This window comes from Listeria kieliensis, assembly GCF_003369925.1.
GTDB classification, from domain to species: Bacteria; Bacillota; Bacilli; order Lactobacillales; family Listeriaceae; genus Listeria; species Listeria kieliensis_A.
Genome location: NZ_LARY01000003.1, coordinates 1 through 15600, shown reverse-complemented (window position 1 = coordinate 15600; position 15600 = coordinate 1). Strand labels below are relative to the sequence as shown.

At 40.5% G+C, this 15600-nt stretch carries 15 protein-coding genes; 6 read left to right on the top strand and 9 right to left on the bottom strand.

Going from position 1 to position 15600, the window contains the following annotated elements:
- Positions 1-2: 2 nt before the first annotated feature.
- The 5 genes from UR08_RS11465 to UR08_RS11445 form a co-directional block, all read right to left on the bottom strand.
- Complete coding sequence (locus tag UR08_RS11465; RefSeq protein ID WP_115753984.1) at positions 3-1487, bottom strand: Na+/H+ antiporter subunit D; 1485 nt, start codon at positions 1485-1487, stop codon at positions 3-5.
- Entirely contained in the window at positions 1480-1827 is a 348-nt protein-coding gene (locus UR08_RS11460) for a Na(+)/H(+) antiporter subunit C (protein ID WP_115753814.1), read from the bottom strand. The genes UR08_RS11465 and UR08_RS11460 overlap by 8 nt, the downstream gene beginning before the upstream one ends.
- 1 nt (position 1828) lies before the next feature.
- Positions 1829-2251 (bottom strand): Na(+)/H(+) antiporter subunit B, encoded by a 423-nt coding sequence (locus tag UR08_RS11455; RefSeq protein ID WP_036072978.1) that lies wholly within the window; start codon positions 2249-2251, stop codon positions 1829-1831.
- A complete protein-coding gene (locus UR08_RS11450) occupies positions 2238-4652 on the bottom strand; it encodes a Na+/H+ antiporter subunit A (protein ID WP_115753813.1) in 2415 nt (804 codons plus the stop codon). The genes UR08_RS11455 and UR08_RS11450 overlap by 14 nt, the downstream gene beginning before the upstream one ends.
- 167 nt (positions 4653-4819) lie before the next feature.
- The gene (locus tag UR08_RS11445) at positions 4820-6028 is read right to left on the bottom strand and encodes a lmo2377 family MFS transporter (protein WP_115753812.1); all 1209 of its coding nucleotides are present in this window, start codon (positions 6026-6028) and stop codon (positions 4820-4822) included.
- Between the two features lie 227 nt (positions 6029-6255).
- Between UR08_RS11445 and UR08_RS11440 the strand changes: the two genes are divergently transcribed.
- Positions 6256-6843, top strand: a complete 588-nt coding sequence (locus UR08_RS11440) for a peptidylprolyl isomerase (RefSeq protein WP_115753811.1) — start codon at positions 6256-6258, stop codon at positions 6841-6843.
- 39 nt (positions 6844-6882) lie between these two features.
- Here the strand turns inward: UR08_RS11440 and UR08_RS11435 are convergent, their stop codons facing one another.
- A complete protein-coding gene (locus tag UR08_RS11435) occupies positions 6883-8238 on the bottom strand; it encodes an aspartate kinase (RefSeq protein WP_115753810.1) in 1356 nt (451 codons plus the stop codon).
- A 216-nt stretch (positions 8239-8454) separates the two neighbouring features.
- Here UR08_RS11435 and UR08_RS11430 point away from each other — a divergent pair, with 216 nt between their 5' ends.
- Positions 8455-8766, top strand: a complete 312-nt coding sequence (locus UR08_RS11430; RefSeq protein WP_036072966.1) for a PTS sugar transporter subunit IIB — start codon at positions 8455-8457, stop codon at positions 8764-8766.
- A 100-nt stretch (positions 8767-8866) separates the two neighbouring features.
- Here the strand turns inward: UR08_RS11430 and UR08_RS11425 are convergent, their stop codons facing one another.
- From UR08_RS11425 to UR08_RS11415, 3 genes are all read right to left on the bottom strand, one after another.
- The gene (locus UR08_RS11425; RefSeq protein ID WP_115753809.1) at positions 8867-9547 is read right to left on the bottom strand and encodes an ABC transporter ATP-binding protein; all 681 of its coding nucleotides are present in this window, start codon (positions 9545-9547) and stop codon (positions 8867-8869) included.
- Positions 9547-10650 (bottom strand): ABC transporter permease, encoded by a 1104-nt coding sequence (locus UR08_RS11420; protein ID WP_115753808.1) that lies wholly within the window; start codon positions 10648-10650, stop codon positions 9547-9549. Before UR08_RS11420 ends, UR08_RS11425 begins: the two co-directional genes overlap by 1 nt.
- A 166-nt stretch (positions 10651-10816) precedes the next feature.
- Positions 10817-11986 carry a MalY/PatB family protein gene (locus tag UR08_RS11415; protein WP_115753807.1) on the bottom strand — a complete coding sequence of 390 codons (1170 nt, stop codon included), beginning with the start codon at positions 11984-11986 and terminating at the stop codon, positions 10817-10819.
- 171 nt (positions 11987-12157) lie between these two features.
- Here UR08_RS11415 and yugI point away from each other — a divergent pair, with 171 nt between their 5' ends.
- The 4 genes from yugI to UR08_RS11395 all read left to right on the top strand — a co-directional run bounded on the left by yugI (position 12158) and on the right by UR08_RS11395 (position 15385).
- Positions 12158-12508: a S1 domain-containing post-transcriptional regulator GSP13 gene (yugI, locus tag UR08_RS11410; RefSeq protein WP_115753806.1), complete on the top strand. Its 351-nt coding sequence runs from the start codon at positions 12158-12160 to the stop codon at positions 12506-12508.
- Between the two features lie 202 nt (positions 12509-12710).
- On the top strand, positions 12711-13136 hold the full coding sequence (locus tag UR08_RS11405) for an NUDIX hydrolase (RefSeq protein ID WP_115753805.1): 426 nt from the start codon (positions 12711-12713) through the stop codon (positions 13134-13136).
- Between the two features lie 72 nt (positions 13137-13208).
- A complete protein-coding gene (locus UR08_RS11400; RefSeq protein WP_115753804.1) occupies positions 13209-14561 on the top strand; it encodes a glucose-6-phosphate isomerase in 1353 nt (450 codons plus the stop codon).
- A gap of 65 nt (positions 14562-14626) precedes the next feature.
- Entirely contained in the window at positions 14627-15385 is a 759-nt protein-coding gene (locus tag UR08_RS11395) for a DeoR/GlpR family DNA-binding transcription regulator (protein ID WP_115753803.1), read from the top strand.
- Positions 15386-15600: the final 215 nt, after the last annotated feature.

The window sequence follows — 15600 nt, the reverse complement described above, 5'->3', positions numbered from 1 at the left end:
CATCACTCCTTTATCACAGCATCGATATAAACTGTTGGATCAATAATCGGGTTAACCGCATCTTCAATGAACGGGAATACCGCATTGGAGAACAAACCGTAAAGCACCGAAAGCGAAAGTAGAATAACGACCGGAAGCATCATTTTTCGGTAAGGAATCGTAAGCGTGAATGTCCCCGATTTTTCTCCCCAGAACCCGCGGGTGAAGACTTTGATGAGCGACATCAACACGAACAGGCTTGAAATTAAAATCAAGATGCCCCCTACGATTTCATGCGCACTAAAAGCACTTTCTACAATCAACAGTTTCCCAAAGAATCCGCTTAATGGAGGGATCCCAGCAAGTGCTAAGATGGCAATAAAGAAAGTCCATCCAAGCCCGGGTTTCTCGGTCATCAGGCCACTGAACTTCTTGACGGATGACGTGCCGGTAATTGCCATAATGATACCAACGATTAGGAATAAAACAGCCTTAATCAGCATATCGTGTATCAAATAATAGACGGCGCCCATCACGGATTCGCGAGACATGATCGAGATGCTGAATAGAATCACACCAATGGCAATCAAGATATTGTAAATAACAATCGTTTTTAAGTCGTAATAGCTAATGGCACCAATTACCCCGAGCACAATCGTAATCAGGGCCAGTATGCCAAGTAGCGGCATTACGAAAGTAGTTTCTTTGGTGAAAAACAAGCTAAATGTCCGAATGATAGCGTAAACTCCAACTTTTGTTAACAAGCCTCCAAATAAAGCGAGAACTGGAATCGGCGGTGCAAAATAAGAACCAGGTAACCAGAAATAAAGTGGGAATAACCCGGCTTTCAGTCCAAATACGAATAGGAAAAGCACGGCAACAACACTTAACATCCCGGTATTCTGACCATGGAGAGCATCAATTTTTTGTGAAATGTCCGCCATGTTGAGTGTACCAATCATCGAGTAAAGCATGCCGATTGCGACAACGAAAAATCCTGATCCAACAACGTTAATCAATAAATATTTGATCGTTGCTTTGAGCTGGATTTTTGTTCCGCCGATAACAAGTAGGACGTAAGAAGCCATTAGCATTACTTCGAAGAATACAAATAAGTTAAAAATATCACCTGTTAGGAATGAACCGTTTACCCCGACGATCATAAATAAAACAGCTGGGTAATAAAGGAACTTCTCACGTGCTTTACCGATTGAGTAAAACGAATAAACAATGACGCAAGAAAGAATGATACTGGTCGTTAAGACAAGCAAACTCGCGAACATGTCGCCTACGATGGTAATTCCAAATGGAGCCTTCCAATTACTAACGTTAACAGTTGTAATTCCATTTGTACGCACATAGAAAACCAAGAAACCAGCAGCAACAATCAGGATAAGACTACCAGTAAGGGCAACAATTCGTTGCAAAATAATTTTCTTTGGCAAAAGCATCAAGAAAATCGCAAATAAAAATGGAATTAAAATAGGTGTTAAAACAATATTATTCATCATCGGCTTCATGTCCTCTCGTTTTGGATATGCTCTCACTGTCAAGCTCCTGATAAGCTCGATATGCGAGGACTAAAAAGAAGGCGGTGACGCCGAAACTGATGACGATAGCCGTTAAGATAAGCGCCTGCGGCAAAGGATCATTATAAAGCGATGTGGCTTTGAGTCCAAGAATCGGGACATTTCCACGTTTGATCCCGCCCATCGTCAAAACAAATAAATTGACGCCGTGGCTGAGAATAGCTGTTCCAATAATAATTCGCAGTAAGCTTTTCGATAAAATCAAGTAAACCGCTGCTGCAAACATTAAACCGATTAGGATAGACATCAGTAATTCCATATTAATCACTCTCCCCAATCGATTGAATGATCGTAAGCGTTACGCCAACGACGACAAGATAAACGCCTAAGTCAAACAAAGTAGCAGTATGCAGAGAAACCTTTCCGAGCACAGGTAAATGAACATACGTGTATACATGCATTAGAAAGGGCTTGCCAAGGAAAATACCGATAAAGCCAGTTCCTACAGCGAATAACAAGCCAACCCCCGTGATAATAAGTGTATTGATATTGAGCATGCTTTTTACCGTTTTAATATCATATGCAAGGAGGGTGAGTGTAATCGCTCCTGCACTTGTAAGTCCGGCTACAAAACCACCGCCAGGATTATAGTGCCCGGCGAAAAACAAATGCAGTGAAAATAAAAAGATAATGAAGGCTGCTACTTTCGTGACATTTCTGAGCAGAACGTCATTCGTTTTCATTTTTCTTCCTCCTTTTCGTTAACCTTAGTTTGATCATACCGAAGATACCAATCGAGGCAATGGCAAGTACTGCTGTTTCGAAGAGGGTATCAAATCCACGGAAATCGACTAAAATTACATTTACGATATTTTTCCCAGCCGCTTCTTTGTATACATTGTCAATATAATACTTCGAAATCGAGTCATAAAAAGTGGTGTCGTAAGCCGACAAAGCAATAAGTGTCACAGTGATGCCGACACCGATGCTGAGCAACGTTTTTGTAGAGAACAGCTTGGGCTTTTCCTCAATATTACTAAACTGCGGTAAGTGATAAAACACGAGCAGATAGAGGACAACTGAGATGGTCTCGATGACAAGCTGTGTAAGCGCTAAGTCTGGAGCACTTGCAATAACAAAGAAAATACTGATCGTGTAGCCCATTGCCCCAAGTAGAATAATTGACGTAATTCGTGATCTTGAAAACACAATTCCAATCAAAGTAACAAAAATAACAGCAGCGAGAACACCATCAACTAGTGTGATCTGTGTTAGGTTAGTAAAGTCAAAGTTTAGCGAGTCAGTTATGAAAAGTGTTCCTAGTACAAGCACGATGAAGGCAAACAACATATAGTTTAGATAAGTTCTAAGCCAGCCTGTCATTACATACATCGTTAAGCGATAAGAGCCTTGTTCCAGATAAAACATCCCATTATCATATGCTTTTCCGATACGTAGCGCTTTTGGAACCTTGCTCGAGATAAGTGGTTTCCAACTGCGCTGTGTTTTGTATAAAAGAATTCCGAACAAAATGACACCGATTGTCATAAAGAGTGCAGGCGTAAAGCCGTGCCAGAAACCAATGTGAACATGGAAACTGTCTGCGTGAGAGAGCGTCGGCAAAATCGCCTTCACCGCTGGCTCTAAGATTGGTGCTGCGATGAAATTTGGAAAAAGACCAACCCCAACAACAAATAAGGCAAGAATAATCGGTGGGACTAGTAAACCGATCGGCGCTTCATGTGGTTTCTTAGGAAGCAAATACGGCTTTGTTTTGCCAGCAAAAGTGCGGAAGAAAATCATCATGCTATAAACAAATGTAAACACACTCGCAATCCAAGCGACGACTGGCAAAATAATGCCCCAACTTTCCAAATTGAAAAGATTGAGATGGATAATTTCCGTCAAACTTTCAAAAAACATTTCCTTACTTAAAAAACCATTAAAAGGTGGAATGCCCGCCATTGCAAAAGTTCCAATAAAGGCGATTGTTGCAGTAATTGGCATGATCCGCATTAAACCACCAAGCCTGCGGATATCTCGTGTTCCGGTTTCGTGATCGACAATCCCAGCTACCATGAAAAGGCTACCTTTAAATGTAGCGTGATTGAACAAGTGGAACATCGCTGCAACGATTGCCATCACATAAATATTATCGTTCATTGAATCGAAATGAAGACTAGCCGATCCAATTCCGAGAAGCGTCATAATCATCCCAAGCTGACTGATCGTAGAATAAGCTAAGATCGCTTTCAAATCGGTTTTCTTCGTAGCGTTAACAGAACCCCATAGCATCGTTGTGATCCCGACGATTGAAATTACGCTGAACCATACGCCAGAAACGGCAAAAAGCGGCGTAAATCGAGCAACAATATAGAGGCCAGCTTTTACCATTGTAGCCGAGTGCAGGTAAGCACTGACAGGTGTTGGAGCTTCCATTGCATCAGGTAACCAAATGTGGAATGGAACTTGCGCAGATTTAGTAAAAGCACCGAGAAAAATCAAAATCATCGCGGGGATAAAGAAGGTATTATCTGAGATAGACGGCGCATTACTTAGAATCTCACGAATTGAAAAGCTATCAGTCATGATGTGAAGCATCAAGAAGCCACCAAGCATCATTAGGCCACCGAAAACCGTGATCATCATCGATTTTCTTGCCCCGTAACGAGAGCGTTCGCGGTGGTACCAGTACCCGATCAATAAGAAGGAACTGATTGAGGTTAACTCCCAGAACAAATACAGGACAATTAAATTATCGCTTAATACAACGCCGAGCATGGCCGTCATAAAGATGAGTAAAAAAGCATAAAAATTATTTAATCGTTCTTTGTTTTTTCCTAAATAAAAAATGGAGTAAAAGACAACCAATGATCCAATTCCAGTGATGAGGAGTGCAAATAAGAGGCTTAGTCCGTCTAGCACGACTGTGAAGTTGATACCGTAGCGTGGGATCCATTCAAGCGTCGCTGTCGTTACTTTCTGAGCTGTTTTGGGAATGAAAGTGAGAAAGTAAATAAAGAGAGCGACGGGAATCGGAAGTGCGAGCCAGCCCGTATGTAGTTTCTTAGTCCACCGGTAAAAAAGTGGAATAAGGAGTGCCGCAACAAAGGGCAAGAGAATTGCAACGTGAAGTAAAGACAATAGCAGTTCCTCCTTTTTATATCAATTAACGAATAGCGTTATTTTTAAAGCAAGTACTTACATTTTTCATGTTAAAAAAAATACTAGTCTAAGTATAGCATATTTTTTTGCAAGAAAAAATGCAGAGAACTCAATATCTTGAAGGAATTCTCTGCAAGAACTGTAACTTAGTCCACATTGAGATGACGCTTTCGATCTGAATGTAGCGCGTAAAGTAAAATGAAAAAAGCGACAAAAAACATAGCACTCATAAAGAGAAAAACATTATTGATGCCGATGAATCCTGAAAGGCTTCCGCCGAGGATTGGTCCAATCACATTACCGAGGAAGCGAGCGCTTTGATTGTAGCCTAACATTTCGCCTTGCGTGGCGCCTGGTGCTGCGAGACGAATATAAGCAGTGATGCAAGGAACCATGCCACCAAGTGCAATTCCAAATAGGAAACGGAATAAAATGAAGAGCCAAAGCTCTGTTGTGAAGGCTTGGGGGATGACAAATAATGCCGCAAGAATCAATAGGATATTTAAAATTTTCTCGTAGCCATATTGATCACCAAGTTTACCCCATTTTCTTGTCATCACGAGGTTCCCGAATCCGGTAGCTGAAAAAGCCAAACCAGACATGAAGGCGATATTGCTGGAATGAGTCATCTTACCGACGTAAAGAGCAAGAAGAGGCTGAACACTAAAATTAGCAATTTGAATCAATGCTGTGATAATCATTACTGTAAGCAAGACCCGCATATCGAACATTCGTTTTAAAACGGCTCGACGCGAATAAATCATTGTGTTTGTTCCAGACGTTGCTTCGCGATTTTCCTTTAACCCTAAAGTCACAATAATGGAAGAAACTAAGATGGCAATCCCGGTTATGGTGAATGTATTGGTAAAACCAAAAGCATCGGCCATTGCTCCGCCAAATAGCGGTCCAAATAACATCCCAGTAACGCCGCCAAGTTGAAGCGTTCCGAGGATTTTTCCTGCTTCTTGTTTTGACGTTTGCCGAGCGATAAAGGCATTTGAGATACCGATAAAGCCAGTGACAATTCCCATGAAGATTCTAAGAATCAATAAGTAACCAACAGATTGGGCAAATCCCATCAGGAAGATGCTAACGGACATTCCGAATGAAGTGAAAACCAAAATTTTCTTGTACCCGTATTTATCCCCAATCCTGCCCCAAATCGGTGAGAAAATAAAGGCGATAAGAAAAGTGACTCCGAAAATAAGGCCTGCCCACTTTTGAACATAGGCGGGAGAATGTTTACCAAAGGTTTCGATGTAGAGCGAAAGAAATGGCATAATCATCGTGGTGCTCGCGGACATCAATAAATTTGCGAGCATTAAAATGTATAAATTGCGTTTTTCAGTCGACAAAATCGTTCACTCCGTTCTTTTTAGTTTAAAAACTAGGCGTTTCATATTAGAATTAAGTAGGAATTGAAAAATCAGAGCAGCATGGACTGCAGAAAAAGGAGCACTCATGGTTAAAAAAATTATCATTTGGATTGTGGCAACGTTGCTTGTTTTATACATGGTTGCTGTATTTATCAACTTGCTTATCATCTGGTTTGGAAATTAAAAATAAGTAAAGGAGCATAATTATGACATATCCTCAATTATCAAAAGAAATCGCAGAAAATGAAATTCTTGCGGAAATTGTGACGAATCGCGGAACGTTGAAAGTTAAACTTTTTCCGGAAGTCGCACCAAAAACGGTTGAAAACTTTGTGACCCATGCTAAAAATGGCTATTACGATGGCTTGATTTTCCACCGCGTTATTCCTGAATTTATGATTCAAGGCGGTGACCCAAATGGAAACGGAACAGGTGGCGAAAGCATCTGGGGCGAACCGTTTGAAGATGAATTCTCACGTCATGCTTTTAACTTACGCGGCGCTCTATCAATGGCAAATGCAGGTCCCAACACAAATGGAAGTCAGTTTTTCATTGTTCAAAAACCGGACATGCCGCCAGAAATGATTGGTCAAATGGAAGAAGCTGGATTCCCAACTGAAATTATCGAAGCTTATAAAGATGGGGGAACTCCTTGGCTTGACGGTCGCCACACAGTGTTTGGCCATGTGATTGAAGGCATGGATGTTGTTGATAACATTGCTTCCGTTCAAACAGCAGCTCAAGATAAACCCGTACATGATGTTGTAATTGAAAAAATCAACATTCAAGAATAATAGCGAAAAGGCACGCCACAATCGGTGTGCCTTTTTCCTTTAATGAGACTTGAAAAACTCTTCGTAAAGCGCACGGATTGCTGTTTTTTCAAATTCTTTTTTGATGCCGAACATGATGCTCACCTCAGAAGAACCTTGGTTGATCATTTCGATATTAACCTTCGCATTAGCGAGCGCGCGGCTAGCGCGGTAAGTCGTTCCGATGTTGTGCCGCATGGATTCGCCAACGATCATAAGAAGCGTGATACCACGCTCAATATTAACATAATCAGCCTGAAGCTCCTCTGTAAGATTCTTGATTAAGGTTTGTTCAAGCTCTGAATTTAGTTGGTTGTCACGCAAAATAATCGTGAGATCATCGATACCTGAGGGCATGTGCTCGAAAGTAAGCTGGTACTTTTCCAAAATAGAGAGCACGCGACGCCCAAAGCCGATTTCTCGGTTCATTAAGTATTTGCTAATATAAATTTGACTAAAACCGCTGTCACTTGCAATCCCAACAACAGGACGTGCCGCTTGTTCATGAGCTTTGACGATTTTTGTGCCACTGCAATTGGGATTATTCGTATTTTTGATGTGAACAGGGATCCCAGCAGCAAAGGCAGGAAGGAGTGCTTCTTCATGGAAAATAGAAAAGCCGGCATAAGAGAGCTCACGCATTTCACGGTACGTCAATTCATGAATTTCTTGCGGGGCGCGAACAAGCGCAGGATTGACTGTGAAAACCGCGTCGACATCGGTAAAGTTTTCATAAAGAGAAGCTTTGACACCATTTGCAAGGATAGCGCCTGTGATGTCCGAGCCGCTACGAGAAAACGTGCTGATTTCTCCAGACTTTGTGTAAACAAAAAAGCCAGGAAAAATAATCAATTCCTTCGCTTCCCGTAATTTGTAAAGATTCTCGTAAGATTCCGGTAAAACTTGGGCGTTTGCATGTTCTTCTGTCACGAATAATCCAGCTTCTCGCGGATTTTGATAGCGCGCAGGCACATTCCGCGCATTAAAAAAAGCAGTAACTAATTTGGCATTATTGTCTTCACCGCTCGCTTTTATCCGGTCCATGAATAAATCTGGATTCGCTTTATCACTTGCGAGCAGCGCTTCGAGATTAGAACGGATCGATTGGATAACCGCAAAATCTGTTCCAGTGTTTGTAGCAATTTCTTGATAGCGAGCAACGATTTGCTCAACTAAGTCTGCGGTATCTTCGTCGAGAAGTGCCTTTGTGGCCAGATCAATTAGTAGATCCGTCACTTTAACATCTTCCTTGAAACGCTTGCCGGGTGCTGAAACAACGACAATTTTTCGGCTAGAATCTGCAGCGATAATTTGAAAAATTTGTTCAAAATTAGCAGCCGAAGCTAGCGAACTTCCACCAAATTTTACTACTTTCATGTCTTCACTCCTGTTCGCAGTTGTTCCTTTTCATTATGTCCCTTTTTTCACAAAAGTGCAATTTCTTTTATTTGAAAAAACTCACTTCTTTAGACAGGATAAAAACGATTTTTAAAAAGTATATACTTTTAAAGTTTCTTGCTTGAGAAATAGTAGAGAAATAATGTATAATGAAAGGGTAATCATTAAGCGTTTCAATTTGAAAGGAAGATAAAAATGAAAAAAATCGTTTTGTTCTGTTCAGCTGGCATGTCTACAAGTTTACTGGTCACGAAAATGAGAGAAGCAGCAGAGAAAAAAGGTGACGAAGCGGATATCGACGCTTATTCTATTTCCGAGCTCAATGAAAAAATTAAAGATGCCGATATCGTTTTGATCGGCCCACAAATTCGTTATGAAGAAGGTAACGTAAAAAAAGCTGTGGATGGACGTATTCCAGTTGATGTTATCAATATGCAAGACTACGGTACAATGAACGGCGATGCTGTTTATAGCCAAGCCGTAAAATTGATGGATGAACATCAATAAATCGCTTTTAATGAAATAAAACTAGCAAATGTTGAGTTTGCTAGTTTTTTTGTGCATAAAAAAGCCACTACCAAAAGGCAGTGGCTCGCTTTCAAATGGATTAACGTTCTTTTTGCAATTTACCATCTTCAATCCGGTAAACGTGATCGCACAAATCGAGCATCCGCTCATCGTGAGTAACCATGATCGCCGCCCGGTCCGTTCCTTCAACTTCTTTTCGCAGCAATTCCACAACTTCACGGCTCCGTTCACTGTCTAAACTAGCAGTGGGCTCATCAGCAAGGATGATAGCAGGCGAATTAATAAGCGCGCGTGCAATCGCTACCCGTTGTTTTTCGCCGCCCGATAAATCTTTCGGGTAAAATTTAGAGCGAGACTCAAGACCAAGTTCGTGAAGCAATTCCAAAGCTTTCTTGCTAGCTTCATGTTTAGAAGTTCCAGCGCGTTCCGCAGAAAAACCGACTTGGTCCTTCACTTTCAAATATGGCACGAGGTGGGCCGCTTGAAAAATAAACCCGATTTCCCGTAAGCGAAGCGCCGTTTGCTCCTTTTTCGAAAGCCCAGAAATATCATCGCCGTTTAAGAAAATTTTCCCTGAACTTGGTGAAAGAAGCGCCCCCGCAAGTGAAAGGAACGTACTTTTGCCAGAACCGCTGGGTCCGACTATCGCAATTAATTCTCCTTTAGCCGCCTCGAAATCAGTTGGATGTAAAGCATGCACCGTATCGGGACCCGATTTGTAATTTTTGGCTACGGCTTCAAATTTTAAAATCGTTGACATCACTCATCACCTCCACGAATAGCATCCAGTGGATCCACTTTATTAATGCGCCACATTGAAAGTAATGATCCGATCAAAGCGACGACAAAGAAAATTAAACTGTAAGTCATAATCGTGCTAGTAGAAAGCTGGAATGGCATCGCATCAGGAAGGACGCTTGGCAGTAACAACGTGATACCTACACTCACGATAATGCTAATTAATGAAATAACAATTACTTGCGTAACGAGACTCATGGCAATATAGCTAGCTTTCGTTCCAAGCGCTTTTAGAATCCCGAACTGCGTTGTTTTTTGGAGCGTCATTACATAGAAGAAAGCTGTCAAAATAAAGCCGCCAATGACAATTAAGAAATAAATCATCATGTTAAGTGTCATTTGCTCGGCTGAATATCCAGGGATTTGATCTAGAAATTCCTTCTGGTCAAGCACTTTTAAAGACAATCCAGAAAGCGGCACTTTTTTGTCGCTGTTTTCAGGTTTGATCAAAATAGCACTCACTTCAGGCGTTTTTTGATGATACAAAATCGGGTTGATCGCTTGCCAAGTAGGCATATTAATATAAACGACCGGTGCATGGCTGTATTTTTGATTTTCAGTGAACCCAACAATTGTGAGTTCCCGGTTCAAGATGTCATCCATGAGCACATCGCCAAGTTTAATGCCTTCCTTTTTTAAGGATGCATCAACTACGATTTCATCCGGTTTGCTCACTTCAAGTCCTTTTCCTGATGAAATTTTAGGATCGAGAAAACTACCCGGTTGAATAGCAAAAAAAGCAATGCTGAATTTTTTATCATCTTTTTCCCGTTTTAAAGTTTGCATGGATTGTCCAAGCACCGCGGCGTCAGCAACATTTTTGCTTTCTTTCACCTTCGAAAGCTCGTTTTCGCTAAACAAAGAACGAGCAACTTTGCCTTGCGCATCTTTTGAAATGGCATAGTAAGGAACATTGTTGCCAGATACAGATGAAGCGTTGTCGTAGGCAAGTCCATTTGCAAGTCCGGATAAAATGAGCGATAAAAGCATAATTAAAACCATGATGCCAGTTACGAGTATGTAGCGGAGTTTCGAGTATCGCATCTCGAGAAGTCCTAAACGCATAAAGAATTCACTCCTTCAAATGAAATAACGGAAGATAGTCTTCCGATTTTTGTAAAAAATTGTTCACTTTAAAGTATAACAAGGAATACCTTGAAAATGTAGCACAACTGCTCAAAAATACAAAGCGGTTTCCCACTTATGGCAGGAAACCGTCTGATAAAGTTGTTTATTTTTGGATCCCTTTAATCAAGTAAGCAATTCCCTTTTCTAAAGTAGCTCTTGGGCAGGCGATATTTAATCGGATGAAGCCTCTTCCGTTTTCACCGAAATCAGATCCAAGTTGAATGCCACAACCGGCGTCAATAATATCTTGATAGAGTTGTTTCTCGTCTTTAGCCACTTTGCGAGCGTCAAGCCACATCAAATAAGTAGCTTCTAAATTAGCAACTTCTACTTCTGGGGCATAGCGCTCAATTTGATCTTTGACGTAGTGGTAGTTTTCAAGCACGTAAGCTCGCAATTCATCTAGCCAAGCTTCCCCTTCGCGATAAGCCGTACAAAGTGCGATTTGTCCAAACTCGTTGATTCCTGCAGCATGAACGTATTTTTGCCAAGCTTCGATTTTTTCGCGATATTTCTTACCAGGCACAATCAAGTAAGAAACTTTCAAACCAGCGAGGTTAAAGGTTTTTGTCGGCGCCATAAGTGTGATGATTTGTTCTTGATATTCAGGGCAAGCTTTCGCAAGTGGTGTATGTATGAACGGTTCCATCACAAGATCGGAGTGGATTTCATCCGAAACAATCGGAACGTTGTAACGCTTGCAAAGCTCTACCATTTTTTTGAGTTCATCAGGGTGCCAAACGCGTCCGCCTGGGTTTTGTGGGTTACACAATAAAAAAAGTTTAATATCTTGGGTTTTTAACTTAGTTTCCATATCTGAAAAATCGATTTCGAAACGGTGATTACGAAATTCTAACGGAGTTGTGACAACTTCACGATCAAGCTCTTCCCCAGCCACTCGGAAAAACGGTGTGTAAACCGGTGAGTGCATCAAAACTTTATCTCCTTTTTCAGTAAGCGCGCGAAGGGCAAGTGAAATGGAAGGGACGACGGCTTCATTGAAAAGCACATCTGAACGGTTAATCGTAAAATCATGACGCTTCTTGTTCCAATCGATTAAGGCATCAAGCATCGGCTCTACTGAATTTGTATATCCAAATATGCCGTGATCGATTCGACATCGAAAAGCATCCAAAACCGGTTTTGGAGCTCTAAAATCCATGTCAGCGATCCACATGGGGATTACTCTGTCGCGGTCAAATAATTCCTTTGCGCCATCCCATTTTACAGAGTTTGTACCAAGACGCGGAATAACTTCATCAAATTGACTCATGCTAAATCCTCCCTTATTTATAGAATTTCTCTTTACTTATTGTATCATATCCGCTTTTTTTGGAAGAGAAGAACGAACTAAAAAAACAAAAAGAGAAGAAAATGGCAGGAAAGGCGAACGAGTGTTATAATAATCTTTATCCATTTAAATGAGAAAGTAGGTGTTGTTCAGATGAGTAATTTTCAAGCAGGAGATATTGTAACTGGCAAAGTTGTTGGCATCCAAGGCTACGGAGCATTTGTTGCGCTTGATGACAAAACACAAGGTCTTGTTCATATTTCCGAAATTACGCATGGCTTTGTCAAGGATATCCATGACTTTCTTGAAATCGGTCAAGAAGTACAAGTCAAAATACTCGAAATTGATTCAGAGCGAAACAAAATCAGTTTATCAATGCGTGCCCTTGAAAAAACAAAACCAGCGCAAAAAACGACATCTAAAAAAGAATCACAAAATGCAGACGAAGGCTTTAACACCCTTCGTGATAAGCTAGAAGAGTGGATAAAAAAAGCAGATCGCTAAACAAGTAACAATCGGTGGAAACTTCTGATTCTTTCAGAGGCTTCCATTTCCTTTTCACTTGAGATGTCTGACAATTCGATGTTTAAACAATATTACTGGGCTTATGAACAAAAACTTTTTTTTAAGTAAATTTTTAGACTATTTTTTCTAGTTAGGCTATTAAGAAGAAACCGAATGAATTTGAGTAGAAAGGGAGTGCGCCATGAAAAAAACGATCAAAGTTGAGGGCTTTATTTATAATCGAAAAAGGGATGAAATTCTTGCTGTGCGAAAAAAAGATTTATCTTGGGGACTTCCAGGAGGAGAAGTGGCACGTGATGAAACAATGGAAGAAGCGTTAATTCGAGTAATCAAGCAAGAAGCAAATATTGATGTTTCTGTTGCTAATTTGTTGCACTGTTGGGAAAGAAGAACTGCTTGGGAACATGTCTGCACATTTGTTTTTCGTGCCTTTCCAAGAGGAAACTTCATAGTCCCTAAAACAGAAGAAATCGCTTTTCGTGTGAAGTGGCTATCCGTTCCTTTAGCAGATAATCTGCTCCCTCTTGAGTATTCCTCGCTTAACCTTTTATTAGATGCCACAGGAGCCCATTACGATCATTGTAATGAGTTTCCGGCAAATCAGTGACTATCCTTGCGAAAGTTGGGTATATGATATAAAGTTAATGCAGAATCTTTTTTAATTTTTGGAGGGAATAAAATGACTCATATTAATTTTGATTATTCCAAAGCGCTACGTTTTTTTGACGAACATGAGCTTGACTATCTAGAACCAGCTGTAAAAGTCGCACATGATATGTTACATAACGGAACTGGGGCAGGAAGCGACTATTTAGGCTGGGTGAATTTGCCGAGCGATTACGACAAAGAAGAATTTGACCGCATTTTGAAGGCTAGCCAAAAAATTCAAAATGATTCCGAGGTACTCATCGTCATCGGAATTGGTGGTTCATATCTTGGAGCTCGTGCAGCGATTGAAACGCTAAATCATTCTTTCTACAATGTATTAGATAAAAAAGATCGCAAAACGCCACAAGTATTTTTCGCAGGAAACAGTATCAGTTCTTCCTATTTACACGATTTAATCGAAGTTGTTGGCGACCGTGATTTCTCTGTGAATGTTATTTCAAAATCAGGAACAACAACAGAACCGGCGATTGCTTTTCGCGTGTTCAAAGAAATTCTTGAAAAAAAATACGGAAAAGAAGGCGCGAAATCTCGCATTTATGCAACGACTGATAAATCGAAAGGCGCTCTTAAAACCCTTGCAGATAATGAAGGCTACGAAACATTTGTTGTACCTGATGATGTTGGCGGACGCTTTTCGGTACTCACTGCCGTTGGTTTGCTTCCGATCGCAGCAAGTGGCGTAGATATCAAGAAAATGATGGAAGGGGCAGAAGCAGCAAGTAAAGATTTTGCCAAACCTTCTTTAAAAGAAAATATTGCGTATCAATATGCAGCAGCTCGTAATGTGCTTTACCGCAAAGGAAAAGTAACAGAGCTTTTGATTAGCTACGAACCAGGACTTCAATATTTCAATGAATGGTGGAAACAACTATTTGGCGAAAGTGAAGGGAAAGATAAAAAGGGGATTTACCCATCGAGCGCAAGCTTTTCGACAGACTTGCATTCACTTGGGCAATATATCCAAGATGGACGTCGTAATTTATTCGAAACCGTTGTTAAGGTGAAAACCCCGCGGCATGACTTAACCATTAATAAAGAAGAAGTCGACCTAGATGGCCTTAACTATTTAGCAGGCGAAACAGTAGACTTCGTGAATACGAAGGCATTTGAAGGAACCCTACTTGCTCATACAGATGGGGAAGTTCCGAATTTTGTCGTTGAAGTCCCATCACTTGATCCATATACGTTTGGCTATTTAGTTTACTTCTTTGAAAAAGCTGTGGGAATCAGTGGCTATCTAAATGGTGTAAATCCATTTGATCAACCTGGAGTAGAGGCATATAAAGCAAATATGTTTGCGCTACTTGGTAAGCCAGGCTTTGAAGATAAAAAAGCTGAACTTGAAAAACGTTTGAACGATTAAAAATCAAGAGAAAAAGCCTTCAAATTTTTTGAAGGCTTTTTTCTTTGAAAGGAGATAAAAACTTTATGCTATCCATAGAACGGAAAAGAGCCATAGTTCGCTACGTGAAATCAAGAAAAGTAGCTACCGTTTCAGAACTAGCTAAACATTTTGATGTCCATGAGGCGACCATTCGACGAGATTTAACAGCTCTAGAGAAAGATAAAAAATTAAAGCGTACGCATGGTGGAGTAATGCTCGAGGAGAAGGTTGTTTCTGAACCGGATTGGAGTAAGCGAAGTGAAGTCCGCTATGAAGAGAAACGACGTATTGCGACTTATGCAGCTGAAATGGTAGAAGATGGTGATACGATTTTACTGGACGCTGGAACCACAACGGGCTATATTGCGGAAGCGTTGAAAGAGAGGCAAGGCCTAACAATCATTACGAATGATATTCGTGCTGCTTCGATTTTGCGGTTTTCAAAATCAAAAATCATTGTGACAGGTGGGGTGATTTATCCAGAAACTTACATTTTGAATGGGATGATTGCAGATGAAACCATTCAAAATATCCACGTGCATAAGGCATTTGTCACAACGCCTGCACTAGATGTAGATAAGGGATTAATGCATTATGATGAATACTTAGTTTCTGTAAAAAAAGAAATCTTGCATTCGGCTGATGAAGTGATCTTGATTACTGACCATACAAAGTTTGGAAGAATTTCCCTCTATAAGTACGCAGACTTAGATGAAATCTCTTGCATTGTCACAGGAAAAGAACTCGATGAGGTTTTGCTTAAGCAATTTGAAGAAAAAGGTGTTTATATCTATTTAACATGATGCTCATTTAAGTGGCTGGAATAGGGAAAAATAAGGCTTTGTAAAAGAAAAAAAGAACAGATATAATTTTTATTCAAAAAAAATCATAAAATCTATTGACGAACGGCTTGAAAATTGGTATATTAATAAACGTTGCTGATGCGCTAAATGCGCAACAGAAACTCAAGAAATCGACCTTTGAAAACTGAACAAAAAGAAGACGAAAAAGCGATGAA

Coding starts and splice junctions, on each gene's coding strand:
- UR08_RS11395 (WP_115753803.1), top strand. CDS start 14,627: ATGCTATCCATAGAACGGAAAAGAGCCATAGTTCGCTACGTGAAATCA.
- UR08_RS11460 (WP_115753814.1), bottom strand. CDS start 1,827: ATGGAATTACTGATGTCTATCCTAATCGGTTTAATGTTTGCAGCAGCG.
- UR08_RS11430 (WP_036072966.1), top strand. CDS start 8,455: ATGAAAAAAATCGTTTTGTTCTGTTCAGCTGGCATGTCTACAAGTTTA.
- UR08_RS11440 (WP_115753811.1), top strand. CDS start 6,256: ATGACATATCCTCAATTATCAAAAGAAATCGCAGAAAATGAAATTCTT.
- UR08_RS11455 (WP_036072978.1), bottom strand. CDS start 2,251: ATGAAAACGAATGACGTTCTGCTCAGAAATGTCACGAAAGTAGCAGCC.
- UR08_RS11420 (WP_115753808.1), bottom strand. CDS start 10,650: ATGCGTTTAGGACTTCTCGAGATGCGATACTCGAAACTCCGCTACATA.
- UR08_RS11425 (WP_115753809.1), bottom strand. CDS start 9,547: ATGTCAACGATTTTAAAATTTGAAGCCGTAGCCAAAAATTACAAATCG.
- UR08_RS11400 (WP_115753804.1), top strand. CDS start 13,209: ATGACTCATATTAATTTTGATTATTCCAAAGCGCTACGTTTTTTTGAC.
- UR08_RS11415 (WP_115753807.1), bottom strand. CDS start 11,986: ATGAGTCAATTTGATGAAGTTATTCCGCGTCTTGGTACAAACTCTGTA.
- yugI (WP_115753806.1), top strand. CDS start 12,158: ATGAGTAATTTTCAAGCAGGAGATATTGTAACTGGCAAAGTTGTTGGC.
- UR08_RS11465 (WP_115753984.1), bottom strand. CDS start 1,487: ATGAATAATATTGTTTTAACACCTATTTTAATTCCATTTTTATTTGCG.
- UR08_RS11405 (WP_115753805.1), top strand. CDS start 12,711: ATGAAAAAAACGATCAAAGTTGAGGGCTTTATTTATAATCGAAAAAGG.
- UR08_RS11435 (WP_115753810.1), bottom strand. CDS start 8,238: ATGAAAGTAGTAAAATTTGGTGGAAGTTCGCTAGCTTCGGCTGCTAAT.